Origin of the sequence: Planktothrix pseudagardhii, from assembly GCF_904830925.1 — a bacterium.
Taxonomy (GTDB): Bacteria; Cyanobacteriota; Cyanobacteriia; order Cyanobacteriales; family Microcoleaceae; genus Planktothrix; species Planktothrix tepida.
In genome coordinates, this window is sequence record NZ_LR882967.1 from 4,425,077 (window position 1) to 4,444,101 (window position 19,025).

The 19,025-nt window shown below is 38.8% G+C and carries 7 protein-coding genes; 2 read left to right on the plus strand and 5 right to left on the minus strand.

The window, feature by feature from the left end; all coding sequences use genetic code 11:
• Positions 1-134: 134 nt before the first annotated feature.
• Genes NMK36_RS18945 through NMK36_RS18955 form a run of 3 tightly spaced genes read right to left on the minus strand, consistent with a single transcriptional unit; the run spans position 135 to position 15,253 of the window.
• Positions 135-6,770 (minus strand): type I polyketide synthase, encoded by a 6,636-nt coding sequence (locus NMK36_RS18945; protein WP_254174385.1) that lies wholly within the window; start codon positions 6,768-6,770, stop codon positions 135-137.
• Position 6,771: 1 nt separating this feature from the next.
• The gene (locus NMK36_RS18950) at positions 6,772-12,570 is read right to left on the minus strand and encodes a type I polyketide synthase (protein WP_254174386.1); all 5,799 of its coding nucleotides are present in this window, start codon (positions 12,568-12,570) and stop codon (positions 6,772-6,774) included.
• A 1-nt stretch (position 12,571) separates the two neighbouring features.
• Positions 12,572-15,253, minus strand: a complete 2,682-nt coding sequence (locus NMK36_RS18955; RefSeq protein WP_367997217.1) for a type I polyketide synthase — start codon at positions 15,251-15,253, stop codon at positions 12,572-12,574.
• A 53-nt stretch (positions 15,254-15,306) separates the two neighbouring features.
• On the opposite strand from NMK36_RS18955, the gene NMK36_RS18960 reads away from it, so the two are divergent.
• A protein-coding gene (locus NMK36_RS18960) for an IS630 family transposase (RefSeq protein ID WP_139294985.1) occupies positions 15,307-16,343 on the plus strand; the annotation gives its coding sequence in 2 pieces (ribosomal slippage) (positions 15,307-15,439 and positions 15,439-16,343; 1,038 coding nt in all).
• Here NMK36_RS18960 and NMK36_RS18965 read toward each other — a convergent pair.
• A complete protein-coding gene (locus NMK36_RS18965) occupies positions 16,263-17,117 on the minus strand; it encodes a DUF6208 family protein (protein ID WP_254174387.1) in 855 nt (284 codons plus the stop codon). The genes NMK36_RS18960 and NMK36_RS18965 overlap by 81 nt on opposite strands.
• Before the next feature lie 332 nt (positions 17,118-17,449).
• On the opposite strand from NMK36_RS18965, the gene NMK36_RS18970 reads away from it, so the two are divergent.
• The gene (locus tag NMK36_RS18970; protein ID WP_254172743.1) at positions 17,450-18,562 is read left to right on the plus strand and encodes an IS630 family transposase; all 1,113 of its coding nucleotides are present in this window, start codon (positions 17,450-17,452) and stop codon (positions 18,560-18,562) included.
• Here the strand turns inward: NMK36_RS18970 and NMK36_RS18975 are convergent.
• Positions 18,559-19,005, minus strand: a complete 447-nt coding sequence (locus tag NMK36_RS18975; protein ID WP_254174388.1) for an EF-hand domain-containing protein — start codon at positions 19,003-19,005, stop codon at positions 18,559-18,561. The genes NMK36_RS18970 and NMK36_RS18975 overlap by 4 nt on opposite strands.
• Positions 19,006-19,025 lie beyond the last annotated feature (20 nt).

A 19,025-nucleotide genomic window follows, 5' to 3' on the forward strand; every position in this document is an offset into this window, starting at 1 on the left:
CGTTAGAGCGGTTTACAATCGTTTACATAGTGGCGTTTTATAGAGCCTACCTACTTATATAGCAATCCTATTTGATTTGTGTCCTATCAAGTCCAGAAAGTATTTTCTCAATTTCATTAATCATGATTACTTTCTTAAGCCAACCCCTGCTTAATTAATGATACCAAAGCATAAGCCGCTTCAATATGAAGATTATGTCCTCCTGAAACAAAGACTCGTTTTGCTTCAACCATAGCAATTTGTTGTTGTTGCAAATCTTCTGGACGATTCAGTTTACTGTGTTCTCCATAGACTAATATAGTCGGAATTTTAATCTGTTTAAGCATTGCTAAATATTGCTCTCGACCTCCATTAAAACTGCTAAAACTTAGGGGGGAACGGGTACGAAGAATTTCATCCCAACTCCACATCACTCCCCCTTCACAGGGTTGGGTTGTTCTTTCAGCTAGAATATCAGAAAATTCTTCCGACAGAGCGGGCGTAACTTGACGCAATCTTCTTGCTGCGGTTGCCACATCTGGGAAGATTGGATGTTGAGGTGCAGAGGCAAAATATTCTAAAAAAGTTGTTAGCTGATTAACGGGTTCTTGCTTCTTTTCTGCCGCAGGTACTGGAGGTTCTACTAACATTAATCCTTTTATTTTATTCGGTCGTACACTCGCAATCATCGCGGCTAACATTGCCCCCATAGAATGACCCACTAAAAACAAGGGTTGGTCAGGCAATTCCTGAATCACCCAATCTATTTGAGCTAAAAATGTCAGAGAATTGTAAGAGGTTGCGATTTCCAAATGAGCAGAACGTCCATGACCCAATAAATCAGGAGCCACTACCCAATAACCGGCATTTGCTAGAGGAAGTGCGACTTCTTGCCAAGCTAATCCTTGTTCCAAAATTCCATGAATACACAGGACGACAGGATGATTTTGGGAACCCCAACTACACAAGCAAATCTGTTTGCCTTTGAAATCTAAAAACTTTTCCTCATGCTGATTTTTTCTCTGGAAAATTTGAGCAACTTCCCTTTTACTAACAGAGGAAATCCTGTCAATTGAGTTAGGGAATTCATAATTGAATTGTTGGGCAATCTGTTGCGTTTCTTTACCTAAATCATGAGGTAATTGAATCGTTTTCCATTGATCTCCTAAACTGGAATCAATAGAACTGTGTTTAAGAAAGTTGGGATCACTGATTGACAAAGAACTTTCATAAATGCCCTCAGTCATGCGATGACCTTCATAGGGTTGCAAAAGTGCAGAATCAAAATTAATATTCAGAAAATCGCAGAGTTGTGATAATATTTTATCGGGTTGTTGAACTAATTCCTCATAGCGTATCTGATGGTGACGTTCGGGTTCTAATTTTGTCAGAAAATCTAATATATTTTGATTACTCTTAGTCCATATTTCTTCTGCGAATTGGTAAGGATTTCCATCTCCTAATCCTGCTAATTTTTGCATCCGCATCCGCACGAATGATTCAATGACTGAATAGGGATGACGAACTAAGTGAATATATTTAGAGTTAGCAAATAGAGATTCTGCTCTTTCTAAAATTGCACGATTTATGGCGTAGGATGGAGATTTATCAACTAGCAAACGAGGGGCTATATTTTGTTGAATTTCCTGATACATCTGCTGAATAGAAAAATTCTGCAAGCATTTATCTTGAATTAATGCTTGACTAGCGGCTGCACTAGACTTGTAAATTGCCATCAAAGCTTTCTGTAAACCTTCACCCAAATGAGAAAGCTTGAGTTTTTCCTCTCGTTCTCTCATCGTATTAAAGGGTAAAAGATGCAATTCAGGTGGAGAAAATAAACCCGGATGACCTGCTAACATTACCCTCAGTAACGTTGACCCAGACCGAGGACTAGAAAGGATAAAAATAATCCCAGGGAGACGTTCTGAACTAGGAGTTACAAACGGAGAATTAGCAATAGATTGTGTCTCTAAGATTTCTAAAGTTTTAGAGGATAGTTGTTGGAAACTTAAGGTGGTGTCTTGCTTCCTAAGTTCAGCACTCAAATACTCAGTTAAAGAGTCTATTCTCGGTCGTTCATAAAATTCTCTGGGATAAATTATAAAATTCAAATCCTGACTTAATTGATTCACAATCTCCATTGTCATCAGAGAATCCATACCCAGTTCAATCAGATTCCTCTGGGTGGGAATTTCTGATAAATTGATTTGCAGAGTCTTGGCAACTAAAGATAGGAGATAATTTTGCAAAATATCTTTATATTCTGCTTCCGTCGTTGCTTTTAATTTCTCTAAAATTCCTTGATTATTCTTCGGCGTTATTGCTGGTTTCTGTTCTAATTTCTCCTGTTCTAACAGTTCCGAAAGTAATGAATTGGGGTATCCTAAACTCCATTGTTCTGTCAAAATTGACCAATCTGCGGCTAGCACTCCCACCTGTGGAGAAGACTGATTGAGTAAAAGTTCTCCTAATATTTGTAACCCTTGTTTTGGAGTAATAGAACTGATGCCAAAAGTTTTCCATCGATTTTGATATTGACTAGCTACACGAGTCGCCATTCCAGCTTGTGACCATGCTCCCCAGTTAATAGTTAATCCTGGTAATCCTATCTGACGGCGATAATAAGCTAAAGCATCTATAAACGCATTTGCTGCCGCATAGTTTCCTTGACCGGGGGAACCGAGTAACGAAGCCATTGAAGAGAAACAAACAAAGAAGTCTAGTGATAGTTTTTGCGTGAGTTTGTGTAGATGGCAAGCCCCTTTTACTTTCGGTGCTATCACCTGAGTAAAACGTTCCCAACTCATATTTTGTAAAATCCCATCATCCAAAATACCAGCAGCATGAATTACTCCTCGCAGTGGCGGTAAGGATGTTTGAATTTTGTCTATAATTTTGCTTAGATCGGTTTCAATAGAGATATCACTAGAAAAAATATGAATACTAGCACCTGCGGTTTCTAATCTCTCAATTTTTTTCTGTGCTTGTTCAGAAGCTGGGCGACGACTTATTAATACTAAATGTTTGGCTCCCTTTGACACCATCCACTCGGCAGTATGTAATCCTAAATCTCCTAATCCTCCAGTAATTAGATAGGTTGCTTCTTCATAGAAAGACATTTCTACTTTTTGTGGCTTTAAGTTATATTTAACTAAAGAAGCTTTATATAATTGGTCACTGCGTAGGGCGAGATGGTCTTGTTTTTGCGAGTCTATTACAAGTTGCAATAATGTTTCTATTTCCTGTTGTGAACCTTGAGAATCTAAATCGATTAATCCTCCCCAAAGATGCGAATATTCCCAAGAAATTACTCGACCTAATCCCCATAAAGATGATTGAGTAACTGCTATTTTTTCTGTGTTTAATACAGGCTGAGATCCTCTAGTGATTAACCACAATTGCGGTAAGATAGTCTTGGAGTTTTTGATTACAGCTTGTAACCAGTGGATTACACTACCACATCCCCAAAGTTGTAATTCTTCTAAGGCAGAAATGGTTAAATTCTGTTCGGTAGTAGCATCTAAACTCCACAAGTGAATAATTTTTTGTAAAGGTAATGTACTGCTTTCAATAATAGCTTGATAGAGTTGATCAAATTCCTGGGGCTGTTCGGGATTTAGTCGATAAATTCCTGTCTCTGAATGTTGATAGGTATCGGCTCGATAAACTAAACTACATTCATGTCCTTGGTGCTGTAATTGATTCTTTAAGGCTTGTCCTAATCCTTTGGAATCAGCAAAGATTAACCAATGACTCGGTTGGAAAATATGATGTGATTGAGTAATATTTAAAGGTTTCCACTCAATTTTATAGAGCCAATCTTTAATATTAGGTTCTGATAATTGACTCTGCTCTTTTTTAGTCAAATCATTTAAGGAATTAACAAGTATTTCTAGCTGGCTGTCTGAAAATTTATCCGTTTTTTCCAGCTTTTGAACTAATTCTTCAATATCTTTTTGATTCAGTTGTTTAAGCGGAGAAATGTTATTTTGTCTGGTAATGGAGGTAAGTTTTTTTTGTGTGTCTTGTAACGATTCTATCCAGTATCGTTGCCGTTGAAAGGGATAGGTTGGTAAGGAAACTTTAACAGGCAAGATGTCTGTTCTATAGGGATAGTTTATTTTAAATCCTTGCACATATAACTGTGCCAAACTGGAAAACGTTTGTTGGGAATCTATTTGAGGTGGATGCAAAGAGGGCAACCATATTGCTTTATTTCCAGGGAGACATTGACGACCCATTCCTAACAGAATCGGCTGAGGGCCAATTTCCAAAAAAACTGTATATCCCTGCTGATGTAATGTATCGATACCCTGAGCAAACTTTACAGGTTGTCTGAGATGTTGCACCCAATATTGAGAGGTGGCAATACTTTGGTCATTTTGCTGACCTGTAATATTAGAAATTAGTGGAATTTGAGGCAAGTTGTAGGTAATTTGTTGAGTGATCGCAGCAAATTCTGTTAATATCGGTTCCATTAATGGAGAATGGAAAGCATGAGATACCTGTAATTGCTTTGTCTTGATTCCTTGTGATTCTAAATGACTACAAATTGCCCTAATCGCTTCTTTGGTTCCCGAAATTATGATACTTTCAATCCCGTTAAAAGCGGCAATAGAAACTTGTGAATTGTAGGGTGTGATCGCTTTTCTAACCACCGACTCTGAAGCTAACACTGAAACCATTTCACCCGCTTGGGTTAACTGCATTAACCTTCCTCTAGCAGCAATTAATTTCAAACCTTCTTCGAGACTAAAAACTCCGGCAACAGTTGCGGCAACATATTCTCCCACACTATGACCCATCAGAATATCTGGTTTGATTCCCCAGGATTTCCATAACTCGAATAAGGCATATTCAATGGCAAATAAGGCGGGTTGAGTATAAACAGTTTGGTTAATAAGATCGGGATTTTCTAAATTAGAATAAAGTGCTTCTAGGAGAGGAATTTCTAAATAAGGTTGTAGAATGCGATTGCATTCCTGCAAAACTTCACGAAAGCGAGGTTGAGTTTGATATAAATCCCATCCCATTCTATGATATTGAGCACCCTGACCTGTAAATAGAAAAGCAATCTTAGGTTGTCTGCTCGTATTCAGAACTTGACCATAAAATGCTCCCGATGCTTGATTTTCCCTCTGGAAATTTGCCAATTTTTCCCCAAGTTCGGCAGAGGTTGTTGCTAATAAAGCTAAACGATATTGAAAATGAGATCGTCCCATATTAGCGGTAAAACAAACATCTTGTAATTTTTGTTCGGGATACAGTTGTAGATGATTTTGATATCGATAGACTAAATCTTTGAGAGCATTTTCAGTTTTCGCTGACAGCATTAACAGATTTACAGGACGCTTTAAACCCTCTTCAGATTTAACCGTTTCTGGAGCTTCTGACAAAATCACATGAACATTGCTGCCACTCATGCCGAAGGAACTCACCCCCGCCAAACGCGGCGCTTTTTCCCAAGGCATAACTTTCGTTGAAATCACCACAGGAATCTGATTCCAAGGGATATAAGGATTGGGTTGATTAAAATGTAAATGAGGGGGAATTTCCTGATTTTTAATTGCTAAAGCGACTTTAATTAAACTAGAAATTCCAGCAGCGGCTTCTAAATGTCCAAAATTGGTTTTCACCGAACCTACAATTAGAGGTTGATTGATAGGCCTGTTTTTCCCATAAACTGCTGCTAAAGCCTCTAATTCAATCGGATCACCCAAAGTTGTGCCTGTACCGTGAGCTTCTACATAACTAACTTGATGGGGTTCAATTCTAGCATTTTTCAAAGCTTGCTCAATCACATCTTTTTGAGCCTTTTTATTAGGAACTGTCAAACCACCACTCGGCCCATCATGGTTGGTTGCCGAACCGCGAATCACTGCTAAAATTCTATCCCCATCGCTGATAGCATCCGAGAGACGTTTGAGGACGACCATCCCACATCCTTCTCCCTGACCATAACCATCTGCGGTGGCATCAAACGTCTTGCAACGACCGTCAGGCGCTAGAGCTTTCATTTGGCAGCGAGCAATTGTATTTCCTGGGGACAAAATCAAGTTAACTCCACCCACAAGAGCGAGATTGCATTCTTTTAAACGCAAACCACAACACGCCAAATGTACAGCAATTAAAGAAGAAGAACAGGCGGTATCTAACTGAATATTCGGCCCTTGTAATCCGAGAAAATGGGAAATTCGACCCACTGCAATACTACGAGCACCACCGATACCAGTGTAGGCATCAACAGAGGTAGAAACTTCTTGATTTGTAAGTGCTTGGGTGACTAATCGAGTTGTTGCGTTGATGATTTGGTTAGATACATAATCGTCTGTGCAAATGCCAACATAAACACTCGTGCGACTATTTTTGAGTTGATGGGGTGCTATTGCTGCATTTTCCAAAGCTTCCCAAGTCACCTCTAAAAGCAGTCTTTGTTGTGGGTCTAAACTCGCTGCTTCTCTCGGAGAAATCCCAAAAAATAAAGGATCAAACTGGTCTATTTGCTGAAGGAAACTACCTTGTTTTGTATAAGCTTTCAAAGGTGTTTTGGGATCGGGATCATAGAAAGCTTCAATATCCCATCGGTCTGATGGGATTTCTGTGACCGCATCTACACCTTTGCGTAATAACTGCCAAAATGAAGCCGGATCGTTGACGTTACCGGGAAATCGACAACCTACACCAATAATTGCAATGGGTTCGGTTTTTTCCCGTTCAACTGCCTCCAATTTATTGTGAACTTGCTCTAAAAGTTCAAGTAACTGTTGAGATGAAAGCGGTTGATTCATATCATAACCCCTGATTAAGTAGGTTTTGGATTTGTTGGAATTTTTGGGCGATCGCATCAGTTACTTCCTCACCGGAAACAGAAGGCTGTTCTATCTGCTGGGAATCGGTATTCTGAATCGTCGCTTCTAACTTTTCTGCCAAAACCTCTGTTGTTAAATATTCAGCGAGAGCCTCAATATTTGTGTATTCAAATAAAACCGTAGCCGACACCGCACAACCTAAACGGGTTTGCAACAGATTCCTGAGTTCTAAAGACAGCAAAGAATCCATTCCCATATCAAAAAATCCTAACTGTGAATCTAACATTTCTGGGTCAGGATATCCTAGTAATTTAGCTACCAAACTCTGCAAATAATTTGTCATTAATTGAGTGCGATCGCCTTGTTTTGCAGTCTTCAATTCTAACAAAAATGGGTTATGTTCAGTTTGTTCTGTGGAACAGGCATCTTGCCTGTAATCCTGCCTGTAATAACATTCCATTTCCTCCAAAATCGGCAGTTTCATTCCAGAAGGTAACGTAGCTGTAAATCGATCCCAATCAATCGGCACCACCGTTACTTGCGTCGCCGCTTCTTCTAATAATTGTGTCAAAATTTGTAATCCCTGTTCCGGTAGAATACTACCCATCCCCAAAGAACGAATCCGACTTTGGAACTGACTTGCCAAACGAGATGCCATGCCCGTTTCTGCCCAAGCACCCCAATTAATACTTAAACCGGGTAAACCCAAACTGCGCCGATAGTGAACCAAACCATCCAAAAACGCATTTGCTGCCGCATAATTTCCTTGCCCTGTTGAACCTAAAACCGACGCTGCTGAAGAAAAACAAACAAAGAAATCTAAGGGTAATTCCTGAGTTAACTGATGTAGATGCCATGCACCTTGAACTTTTGGAGCCATTACTTTAACAAAACGTTGCCAATTCATCTGTTGTAAAACCCCATCATCTAAAACTCCAGCAGCATGAATTACACCCCGCAAAGGTGGCAAAGATACTTGAATTTGTTTGAAAAGATTAGCCACATCTTCTGCCACAGAAATATCTGCCAATAACACCGAGACTTGTACTCCCAACTGCTCTAATTGAGCGATCGTTTGTCGTGCTTTTTCTGAAGGTTCTTTGCGCCCAACCAGTACCAAATATTTAGCGCCTTTATCCACCAACCACTTAGCGGTTTGTAATCCCAAAGCTCCTAATCCACCTGTAATTAAATAACTGGCTTCAGGGACGATATTAATGTCTCGTTTCTCTGCCGCTGCTTGCGGTTCTCGGCGTACCAATCGTGCTACCTGCCGCGAGTCTTGTGTGTAGGAAATTTGGGTTTCTGTTGTAGTTAATGTTAATTCTTGATATAGCACCTTCGCCACTTCTTCAGCTTCGATATCTGCTGGTAAATCGAGTAACCGACATTGCAATTCTGGATGTTCCAAAGTGACTACTCGACCTAATCCCCAGACGGGTGTTTGTTGAACATTTCCTGCACTTTGGGTAACTACCCACAGAGGCGGTATTTGTGGTTCTTTTATCTGTATCAAAGCTTGTACTAAGTGTAGCAAACTACCGCAACTATATTCTAAAGCCGTTTCTAATTCACCGGCACTTGTTGACAAACTCCACAGATGAACAATCCCCTGAAGTGGTAAATCTTGAGCAAGAATATCCTGCAACAGTTGTTTAAAATCTTCTGGTATCGTGGGGTTTATTTGGTAATGTTTAGCGCTGATTTTTTTATAGCTCAAACCCGGAGAAACTATCACAGATTTTTCTGCTAATTTTTGCTTTAATTCTGTTGCTACAGCACCCGCTTCTATGAACAGTAACCAATTTCCGGTTATCCGTGCTGGCGTTTGTTCTGGGGGAGTTGAGTGTTTCTGAGGTTGCCATTTCAATTCATAAAGCCAGCGTTGGGGTGTCACCTCGGAGTAAGATGACAATTGCGCCAGCATTTGTTGATTCCATTCGGCTATTTCCTGTTTTGATAAATGCTGTTGTTTTTGAGCCGTCAGCAACACATAGCTCGCCAATTCCTTACTCAAAACTTTACCTAACTGATAGTAAGACTTAAACCCAGATTTTACATTTTCATCTCTATTTTTTTGATACAACTGTTCTAAATGTTGCTCAAAGTCTGGGTCATACAAAAAGTTAGAAATTTCTGGGCTAACATCGATCGCACCCACTAACTGAAGTTGATGTTCAGACAAAAGTTCTACCCACTCGGATTTAGTAATAAAGTAAGAAGAAGTTTCCTGATGATCGATGGCAAAATCGCTATTAGAGATAAAATCAGCTAACACTAAATATCCCTGGTCGTTCAAATGATTGCCGATATTAGCAAATAACGACTTTTTATCGAGAATATGGTGGGAAACCTCAAACCCAAATACCAAATCATATAGGTCGGTAAAGTTATCTTTAGCACTATCTCGATTAAAGATTTTTACCCGTTCTTGAAGTTGACTTTTAGTAACTCTTTGCAGAGCAAACTTAGCCTGTTCGCTAGAAATTGTATATCCAGTTAGCTGCAAATGTTCATATCTTTCTGCCAATTGAATCAAATCGGAACCATAGCCACAACCAAAGTCTAAAACCTTTTGACATTTGGAAAAATCAACTAAAGCAAATAGGAGCTTTCTCAACTCTTTTTGAGACTCAACAATCATCTCACGAGATTGTTCTTGATTGGCTTCGGTGAGACATTTAATCCAAGAAAAACCAGGGACTTTTTCGGGAAACAAACCAAAAGTTAAATAAGGGGATTCTGCTAATCCATCGGTTTGACTTCCAACTTGTTCTTGGCCCAAAGTGGCAACCGCATTGTAATATTCGTGAACAGTTCCCCCTTTGAACTCTAAATAATTCTGCTGTCGTTTAACCAGAAGTTCCAATAATTTTGGTAACAATTGTCGCTCTTGTTCTGTTAATTCCCCCGCCAGTTCTACCTCCTGAACTAACTGTTGTGTTGCACCTTGATTCAGCAAATTAATAATCGGTGTAGAGACTGTTTCATCCTGGGGTTGCTGTTGGTTTTTCTCGATTTCCCACCAATACCGTTGTCGTTGAAAGGGATAAGTTGGCAATGCTACTTTATGACAGGAATAATCCCGGTTAAAGCCTGACCAATCTATTGCCACGCCCTGGATATAAAGTTGTCCTAAACTAGAGATAATTTGTTGCCAATCTTCTTGAGGCGGACGTAAACTTGGCAACCAAATTCCCTGCTTTTCTGGCAAACATTGCCGACCCATTCCTAACAAAATTGGCTTGGCTCCAATTTCTAAAAATAGTTTATATCCTTGCTGATCAAGAGTTTGCATCCCATCACTGAAACGGACAGGTTGTCGGATATGGTTCACCCAATATTCAGGAGTTGCTATTTCTTGTGTTGCTAACTGTCCTGTAACATTAGAAATTAGCGGTATCCCCGGCTGATTGTAAGTAACCTCTTTAGCTGCCAGTTCAAACTCTGCTAACATCGGTTCCATCAAAGGCGAGTGGAAAGCATGGGAAACTTGCAGAGGTTTGGTTTTAATTCCCATCTCAGTTAATCGGCTACAAATTTCTTGGATGGCTTCACTAAGACCAGAAATGACAACACTTTCCGGGCCATTAATCGCAGCAATATTAACTTGTGAATTGTAGGGAGTTATTAATTCTTTGATTTGAGATTCTGTTGCCAAAACTGACACCATTTCGCTACCAGTTGGCAACTGCTGCATTAATTTTCCCCTGGTTGCTACCAGTTTTAAACCTGCTTCTAAACTGAATACTCCAGCGACGGTTGCAGCCACATATTCCCCTACACTATGACCCATAACTGCATCAGGTTTAATCCCCCAAGATTGCCACAACTGAGCTAAAGCATACTCAATCGCAAATAAAGCGGGTTGGGTGTAGATAGTTTGATCAAGTAGAGACTCGCCATTGCGCGTCTCTACAGTGGGATAGAGAACTTGCAATAAAGGGATTTCTAAATAAGGGCGCAGAATTTCGTCACATTGATCTAGAGCTTTTCTAAAAGTAGGTTGAGTTTGGTACAACTGTAAACCCATATTGACAAATTGGGAACCCTGACCCGTAAACAGAAAGGCTATTTTGGGTGAACCTGCGTGACTAGAGATTTGACCCGAAAATACTCCAGAAATTTCTTGATTTGTGGCTAAGTTTTTCAGTTTAGTAGTCAGTTCAATTTTATTAGACGCAATCACAGCTAATCGATGATTAAAATGAGAACGTCCCGCATTTACTGTATAACAAATATCTCCTAACTCTAATTCTGGATGGTTTTGCAGATAATTAACATAATCAATCCTTAATTCTTCAAGGGCTTTCTGAGTTTTTGCTGAAAAAGTTAAGAGGTTGAATTTAGGCTCTAAAGACTTTTCAGTTTTGACGGGTTCTGGTGCCTCTTCAAGAATTAGATGCACATTTGTCCCACTAATTCCAAAAGCACTAATCCCGGCAATTCTAGGCTGATTTCCTCGATTCCAGGGAATACATGAAGTTGGAATTACCAAAGGAAGTTGATGCCAAGGAATATGGGGATTGGGTGTTTTTAGATGCAAATGGGGCGGTATTTCTTGATTCTGAAGCGATAAAACTATTTTAATTAAACCAGAAATTCCGGCGGCGGCTTCTAAATGCCCAAAATTGGTTTTCACGGAACCGACAACCAAGGGCTGATTAATCGGTCGGTTTTGCCCATAAACTGTGGCTAAAGATTCAAGTTCTATTGGGTCTCCCAAGGATGTTCCTGTGCCGTGAGCTTCCACATAATTAACTTGATGAGGTTCAACTTTAGCATTTTTTAAAGCTTGCTGAATTACATCTTTCTGAGCCATTTTGTTCGGGACTGTAAGACCGCTACTAGGGCCATCATGGTTAATAGCAGAACCTCTAATTACTGCTAAAATTGTGTCGCCATCAGCGATAGCATCGGAAAGACGTTTCAGGACTACCATTCCACATCCTTCTCCCTGACCATAACCGTCTGCCGAAGCATCAAAGGTTTTGCAGCGTCCATCGGGGGCTAATGCTTTTAATTGGCAACGACCAATGGTGCTTACAGGCGATAAAATTAGATTCACTCCCCCAGCAAGGGCGAGATTACATTCTTTTAAACGCAAACTTTGGCAAGCTAAATGTACTGTTACTAAAGAAGAAGAACAAGCCGTATCTAACTGAATATTCGGCCCTTGTAAACCCAGGAAATGGGAAATGCGACCGACGGCCATACTGCGAGCATTACCTGTGCCAGAGTGAGCATCAACTGAGGATAGGTTGTCTAGATTAGTAAATCGTTCCCTATAGTCATCTGTGCAAATTCCTACATAGATACCCGTTTGGCTATGCCTCAGTTTTGTTGGTGTTTGTCCTGCGTTTTCCAAAGCTTCCCAAGTCACTTCTAAAAGTAGTCTTTGTTGTGGGTCTAAACTCGCTGCCTCTCTCGGAGAAATCCCAAAAAATAAAGGATCAAATTGGTCAACTTGCTGAAGGAAACCTCCTTGTTTGGTGTAGGTTTTCCCTGGTGTTTCCGGGTTGGGATCGTAATAATCATCAACGTTCCATCTGCCCGGTGGTACTTCCCCAACAACATCAATTCCTTGTTGCAGTAAACTCCAGAATGCTTCCGGGTTATTGGCATTACCTGGAAATCGACAACCCAGACCAATAATTGCAATCGGTTCTGTTTTTTCTCTATTGAGTGCTTCGAGTCTATTTCGCATTTCTTTGATCGTTTGAAGCACTTGCTCGGAAGAAATCATTTGTTGTTCTGTCTGTTGGGTAATCTTAGCCATTTTATATTCCCTCTAGTAAAAGTTGGATGTCTTGGAGTTCATTTTGAATTTGATGTGCGATCGCTTCTTCTTGTATAGCATTAGCGATAGCTTCTTCAGTGAGAAATTCTATTTCATCCTTAACCCCTGTTGAATTTTTAGTTTCAGTTTGATAATTTGGGTTAATGTTTAAAAATTTTTGCTCTATTTCTCCTCTAAAAACACTTTGAATTAAATAATTAGCCAGTTTTTGGATATTAAAATGTTCTGACAAGGTGGTGACTGTTACAGAACAACCAAAACTTTTCTGTAACAAATCTCCGAGTTCCAGTATCATCGAATAGTCTAAGCCTAAATCAAAAAATCCTAACTGTGAATCGGGAATTTGCGAGTCATTCAATCTTAATAATTGAGCAACCACACCTTGCAGATAATTTATCGTTAGCTGGAGGCGTTCTCTTTCTGGAGTTTTTTCCAGTTGTTGCAAAATCCCCGTTTCTTGTTCGGAACATTTACTATCTTGTTTATACCGATTGCTTAAAATTTTTAGCAGTTTAGGGAGCAGTTTTTTCTCTTGTTCGGTCAAGTGTTCATTGTCCTTCAAATCCTCAGCTAATAAATTGATATCAATTTGATTGAATAAATTGACAAGTTGACTGGTGTTATTTTCAACGTCTTTTCCCTGTTCATTTTCCGAAGTTTTCAGCGAATAACGTTGTCTTTGAAACGGATAGGTTGGCAACGCAACTTTGTGACGGGGATAATCGCGGTAAAACCCCGACCAATCGACATTTATTCCTTTGATATAAAATTGTCCTAAATTCAAAAGCATCTGTCGCCAATTGTCTTTAAAAGCAGATAAGGTTGGCAACCACACCCCCACATTTTCAGGCTGTATTGGCTGCACTCCAATTTCTAAGAAGAGTTGATATCCAGCCCGATGCAAAGTTTTTATCCCGTCACTGAAACGGACAGGTTGCCACAAGTCGTTTACCCAATATTCTGGGGTGGCAATTTTATCCGTTTCCTGTTGTCCGGTAATATTAGAAATTATAGGGATCTGAGGTTGACTGTAGGTGATTTCTTGGGCTACAGTTTGCAACTCCTCTAGCTGATATTTACGATTAGGAGAATCTAAATTATGGGATATTTCTCCACTCCGAGGGAACTGCTGCCTTAACCTTGATCTTGTTGCTATTAGTTTCAAACCTGCTTCTAAACTGAATACTCCGGCGACAGTTGCAGCCACATATTCCCCTACACCATAACCTATAACCACATCGGGTTTAACGCCCCAAGATTGCCACAATTGAGCTAAAGCATACTCGATGGCAAATACGGCAACTGGAGACGTTGCATGGCGCGTCTCTACAGTGGGATAAAGGAATTGCAACAAGGGGATTTCTAGGTAGGGTTGCAGAATTTTGTCACATTGTTCTAGGGTTTTTCTAAAAGTAGGTTGAGTTTGGTACAACTGCCATCCTATGTTCACAAAATCAGAAGTTTCGCCAGTGAACAAAAACGCTATTTTAGGTTTTTCTCCTTTTCCTGTTTTCTGTCCGTTTCTCTGATTAATCTTGACGAAAGTTTGCAGTTGTTTCTGTAATTCAACATTAGATTCAGCGACAAAGAAGCATCTTTTTTCAAAAGGGGTGCGTCCTGTATTTGCGGTAAAACAAATATCGGCGATGGATACTTCTTGATTTGACTGCAAATAAACTTGATATTTTTTGACCAATTCTTCCAATGCTTTCTCATTCTTGGCAGAAAGAGTTAAAATGTGCTCATGACGCTCTTCAATTTCTGCCTTTTGAATTTCTGGCTGTGGTGCTTCTTCCAGAACAACATGAGCATTCACACCTCCAACCCCAAAGGAACTAACACCTGCCCGTCGGGGAATTATTTCCTCTGATTCGGTTTTTAAGGGCTGCCATTCTTGGTTTTCATCAACGATATAAAAAGGGCTATTTTCTAACTCAATGCGGGGATTTAATCGCTTAAAATTGAGAATCTTAGGCAATTTTTTATGCTTCATTGCTAAAAGAACTTTAATCAGTCCAGCAATTCCCGCCGCCCCTTCCAAATGTCCAATATTAGTTTTAACTGTCCCTAAACCACAATAATGTTTTGGCGATTCTGGAAATTTATATTGTTCATAGAGTTGTCTAAATCCTCGTTTAAGCGCGTTAACTTCAATCGGATCTCCCAAAGGTGTCCCAGTACCATGAACTTCAATATAAGAAACTGTATTAGGGGGGACATTAGCATTAGTATAAGCAGCCCGAATCACTTGGGCTTGAGCATAAATATTGGGAGAACTCAGAGTCCGTGATTTTCCTCCATGATTAACGGCACTGCCTTTAATCACAGCATAAATATGATCTCGATCCTCAATCGCTTTTGTCAGAGGTTTTAATAATATGATTCCTGCCCCTTCTCCTCGAACATAACCATCAGCATCCTGGTCAAAAGTTTGGCACTGTCCTGTAGGAGACAACATCCCTAATTGACTCATTTGGATGAAGACTGTCGGTGTATTTAAAACGCTAATTCCTCCCACCATTACCATGTCACATTCGCTGTCTTTGAGCGCATTAACACCTAGATGAAGGGCAACGAGGGAACTGGAACAGGCGGTGTCTACAGGAACACTTAAACCGCGAAAATTCAGGAAGTAGGAAATGCGGTTATAGCACTTCCAAATGAGTTATAATAAATGTAAGGTTAGCAATAATCCTCCAAAGCTGGCAACGGAAAATGAATCTAATCAACGAAATAGACAATTTTATCAATCAGACAAAAGATCCTAGAGAAATTAAAAGAGCGATCGCTGTCAAACTCAAATTACAAGGGAAAGCCTACCGGGAAATTCAAGACTTATTACAAGTTATAAAGGATTTATTAGCCAGTGGAAAAATCGGGTTCTTGTGGAAGGAGTAGAGAGTTTAAAACTCCAATATAAAGGAAGAAAAGGCTATCTAAGTCCCGAAGATAAACAGAAAGTTATTGAAGAATTAAGGGAAAGAGATTGGTTAAGATTGTCTGATTTACAAGTTTTGTTAGAAAGGGAGTATGGAGTCGTGTTTCAATCCCATCAAAGTTATTATAGCTTGCTGGAAGAGGCTGGCATCAGTTGGAAAAAAAGCCAAAAGAAGAATCCGGCTAAGAATGAGCAGTTAGTCCAAGAGAAAAAGGAAGAAATTGAAAAAAAGTTAGCGAGTTGGAAAGAAGAAATAGAGGCGGGAAAGCTGACGGTGTTTATGATTGATGAATGTCATCTTCTCTGGGGAGATATTTTAGGGTATGTGTGGGGAAGAACAGATAGAAGAATAGAAATTCCGATCAAAAATCAAAAAGAAAGGCAAACTTATTATGGAGCTTTAGATTACCAAACGAAAGAATTTATTATCAAAGGTTATGCGGCGGGAAATACAGAAAATACCGTAGACTTTATCCAGTATTTACAGCAGCAAAATCCGGGGAAAAGGTTAGCTATAGTCTGGGATAATGCCACTTATCATTGTTCTCAAAAGTTTAGAGATTATTTAACTGAAGTTAATCAAAATTTATCGGAAGAAGAATGGCGGATTACTTGTCTAAATTTTGCCCCCAATGCACCTGAACAAAATCCTGTAGAAGATATTTGGTTACAAACCAAAAATTTCGTGAGAAAATTTTATCATTTATGCCCATCTTTTAAAGTAATTAAGTGGCTATTCGAGTTTTTCGCTCAGGGTCAAATTTTTGATTTCCCCAAAATTTTTATGTATGGGATTTTGCCACAACCTATTTAGGATTGCTATATCATAGTTATCAAGTAATATTATCTTAATTTCCACACAAAAAGAATAATTTTTATAAACAACTCCATAGAAAAACTCGTTATTTGTGTCGCCCACTGGTAAATATTCTTTCCTAACCCATTCTTTGGATAACCATTTTTGGCAAATCAGTAGAGTGAATATATAATAATTTAGACATCGATAAAAAATATGATCGCGTTTGGTTAAATTTTCCAGGTAATTATTAACATCATTAATAGGAATGGATTGAGTCTCAGTTACTTTATTTTCATCTATTTTGATAGCTGGTAAATTAATAGACTCTGACCAATGATAGTATCTTAAACCTAAAGTATATTTGCCGGGGTTCAGTTTTAATTGAGTCCATTCTTCCTTAAGGTTTAAATCATGAGAGGGTATATGTTGAATCGATGCGGCTTGAGGAAATGTATAGATTCCTATACTCCATGATTTGGCTGAAGTGATACAGGATTTGACCTCTACAGCTAAGGATTCTTTCACCTCAAAAGGGCCAAGACCAGCAGCAATCGCATGAGGGTTCCACCGGGGCCCAGTCACTAAAATCGAGGGTAATATTAAAGGTTTTTTGAGAAGTTCATCAGAGTACACTAGCCATCTAAAGACTGTTTTTTTGTTAAGACTTGCATTGATATTAGCTAGAGTCCGTAGCAATAACCTAACTGTTTTGAAAAATATAAAAGATAAAAAAGCTGCTGGAATTTCCCACAATAATCTTTTATCTGCAATTTTTTCGCTCTTGGTCATTAATTAATAATTCCATAGCGTTATATTACCAAAAAATGTGAACGGAAAGCAGAAAAAAGGGTAAAGTTTAAGAGGCTCTCTACTTTCAACTTTCACCCTTTTTTTCAGGTAACAAGCTCAAACGGAGATCAATTTTTGCCTTTCTTGCAGTAGCTGAGTCACCGCTTAGAAGTTGCCAAATAGCCAATTACTCGGAGCATCTTCGTCGTCTTCGTTCAAATAGAACTGTTCGATATGTCCTATCAGTTCATCGATGGAGATACTACCATTAAGCTGTTAAGCATCTAAATAGGGTATAATGAAAAACCAAGTTTAGAAAAATCAATCAAAAGATGCCTGCTAAAAATCATTTAAATGAAAAGCAAGTAGAGAAACTACAGAAAAGATTGAAAGAGGAAGAAAATGGACAAATCCGAGAAAGAATCTTGATTTTATTATTGCTAAATGATGGTAAAAAGCAAAGTGAAATTGCCAAGTTTTTGGGCTGCTCATTAAACAAAGTATGTTATTGGTGTGTACATGGAGACCCTGACAAATTAGAAAGCCTAAAAGATGAAAGAATGAAAGGAAATTATAGAAAAGCCACAGACAAATATATAGAGATATTATTAGAAACAGTAGAAAAAGAACCGGAAGAATTAGGATATGAATTTGGGAGATGGACAGGAGAAAGATTGGCAACTTATTTAGAACAAATCACAGGAATCAAATTAAGTAGTTCACAAGTGAGAAAGATATTAAAGGAAAAAAAGTATGTTTATTTGTGGGCAAAGTATAGCTTAGAAGAGAAAAGAGATCCAGAAAAAAGAAAATTATTTAAAGATAAAATAGAAGAATATTTGAAAATAGCAAAAGAAAGTCCAGAACAATTACAGGTATGGTTTTGGGATGAAAGTGGATTTAATTTAAGAGTGATAAAAAGAAAGAATTGGTGTAAAAAAGGGAAGAGGAAACAGATTAGAGGAGACAGGAGGAAAGGAAGAGTTAATGTGATGGGAGGATTGAGGTACTCGGATAAAAAAAGATTTGTAGAATTTCTGGATAAAGGAAATGCAGATAATTTTTATCAAGTGTTAAAAAGTTTTTATCAAGAGCTAATTTATGAATGGGTATTAGCGGGAAATCAAGCAGAAGAATTTGTAGAAAAAGGAGCTAAGATCCTGATTATTCTTGACAATGCAAGTTTTCACAAAAAAGAAGAGTACCTAGAAAAAATTAAAGCAGAAATGCCGAATGTCTATTTAGAATTTCTTCCAGCATATAGTCCAGATTATAATTTAATTGAATTAGTCTGGCATTCAGCTAAAGAATATATAGCTCATCGACTCTTTAAATCAGTTGATGAGCTAGAGTGTTTATTACATCAGCTTTTAAATGAAGGACAGTTATCTATTAAATGGGGACGTAAACTTAAAAACAAAGGTAATGCTATAATCACAGTTTAAATACACAACAGCTTACCATTACTATCAAGCTTTTCAAATGCAGTGAGTGCATCACCTCTTCCTACACCTACAGACCTCGAAAAGATTAGATACTCATCGTTAGTGATCTCCCCGTCTCCATCAGCATCTAGGGAGTTCAAAAGTGTTTGTATTGTTTTCACGATCTGTCGGTTAAACCGATCCTCGTCATGGATCACATCGTCAAGATATTGATACCATTCTTCGAGGGTTACTTCCCCGTCTCCATTAAGATCTGCTTTGGACTGTATTTCGTACCACTGTGAGTGTAAGCTTGATATTAGTCGGCCACTTACAGGAATACCTCGTTGGATCTGGGCGAGAAAACCATCAAAGTCTCTATCCGTTAATACTCCACTGCCATCAACATCCTGAGAGTCAAAAGCCGCTTTAAACTTACGCTTTTGCAGTTCTGTTAAAGCCATAATTTGTATCCTTGTATCAA

Coding starts and splice junctions, on each gene's coding strand:
- NMK36_RS18945 (WP_254174385.1), bottom strand. CDS start 6,770: ATGAATCAACCGCTTTCATCTCAACAGTTACTTGAACTTTTAGAGCAA.
- NMK36_RS18950 (WP_254174386.1), bottom strand. CDS start 12,570: ATGGCTAAGATTACCCAACAGACAGAACAACAAATGATTTCTTCCGAG.
- NMK36_RS18965 (WP_254174387.1), bottom strand. CDS start 17,117: ATGACCAAGAGCGAAAAAATTGCAGATAAAAGATTATTGTGGGAAATT.
- NMK36_RS18970 (WP_254172743.1), top strand. CDS start 17,450: ATGCCTGCTAAAAATCATTTAAATGAAAAGCAAGTAGAGAAACTACAG.
- NMK36_RS18975 (WP_254174388.1), bottom strand. CDS start 19,005: ATGGCTTTAACAGAACTGCAAAAGCGTAAGTTTAAAGCGGCTTTTGAC.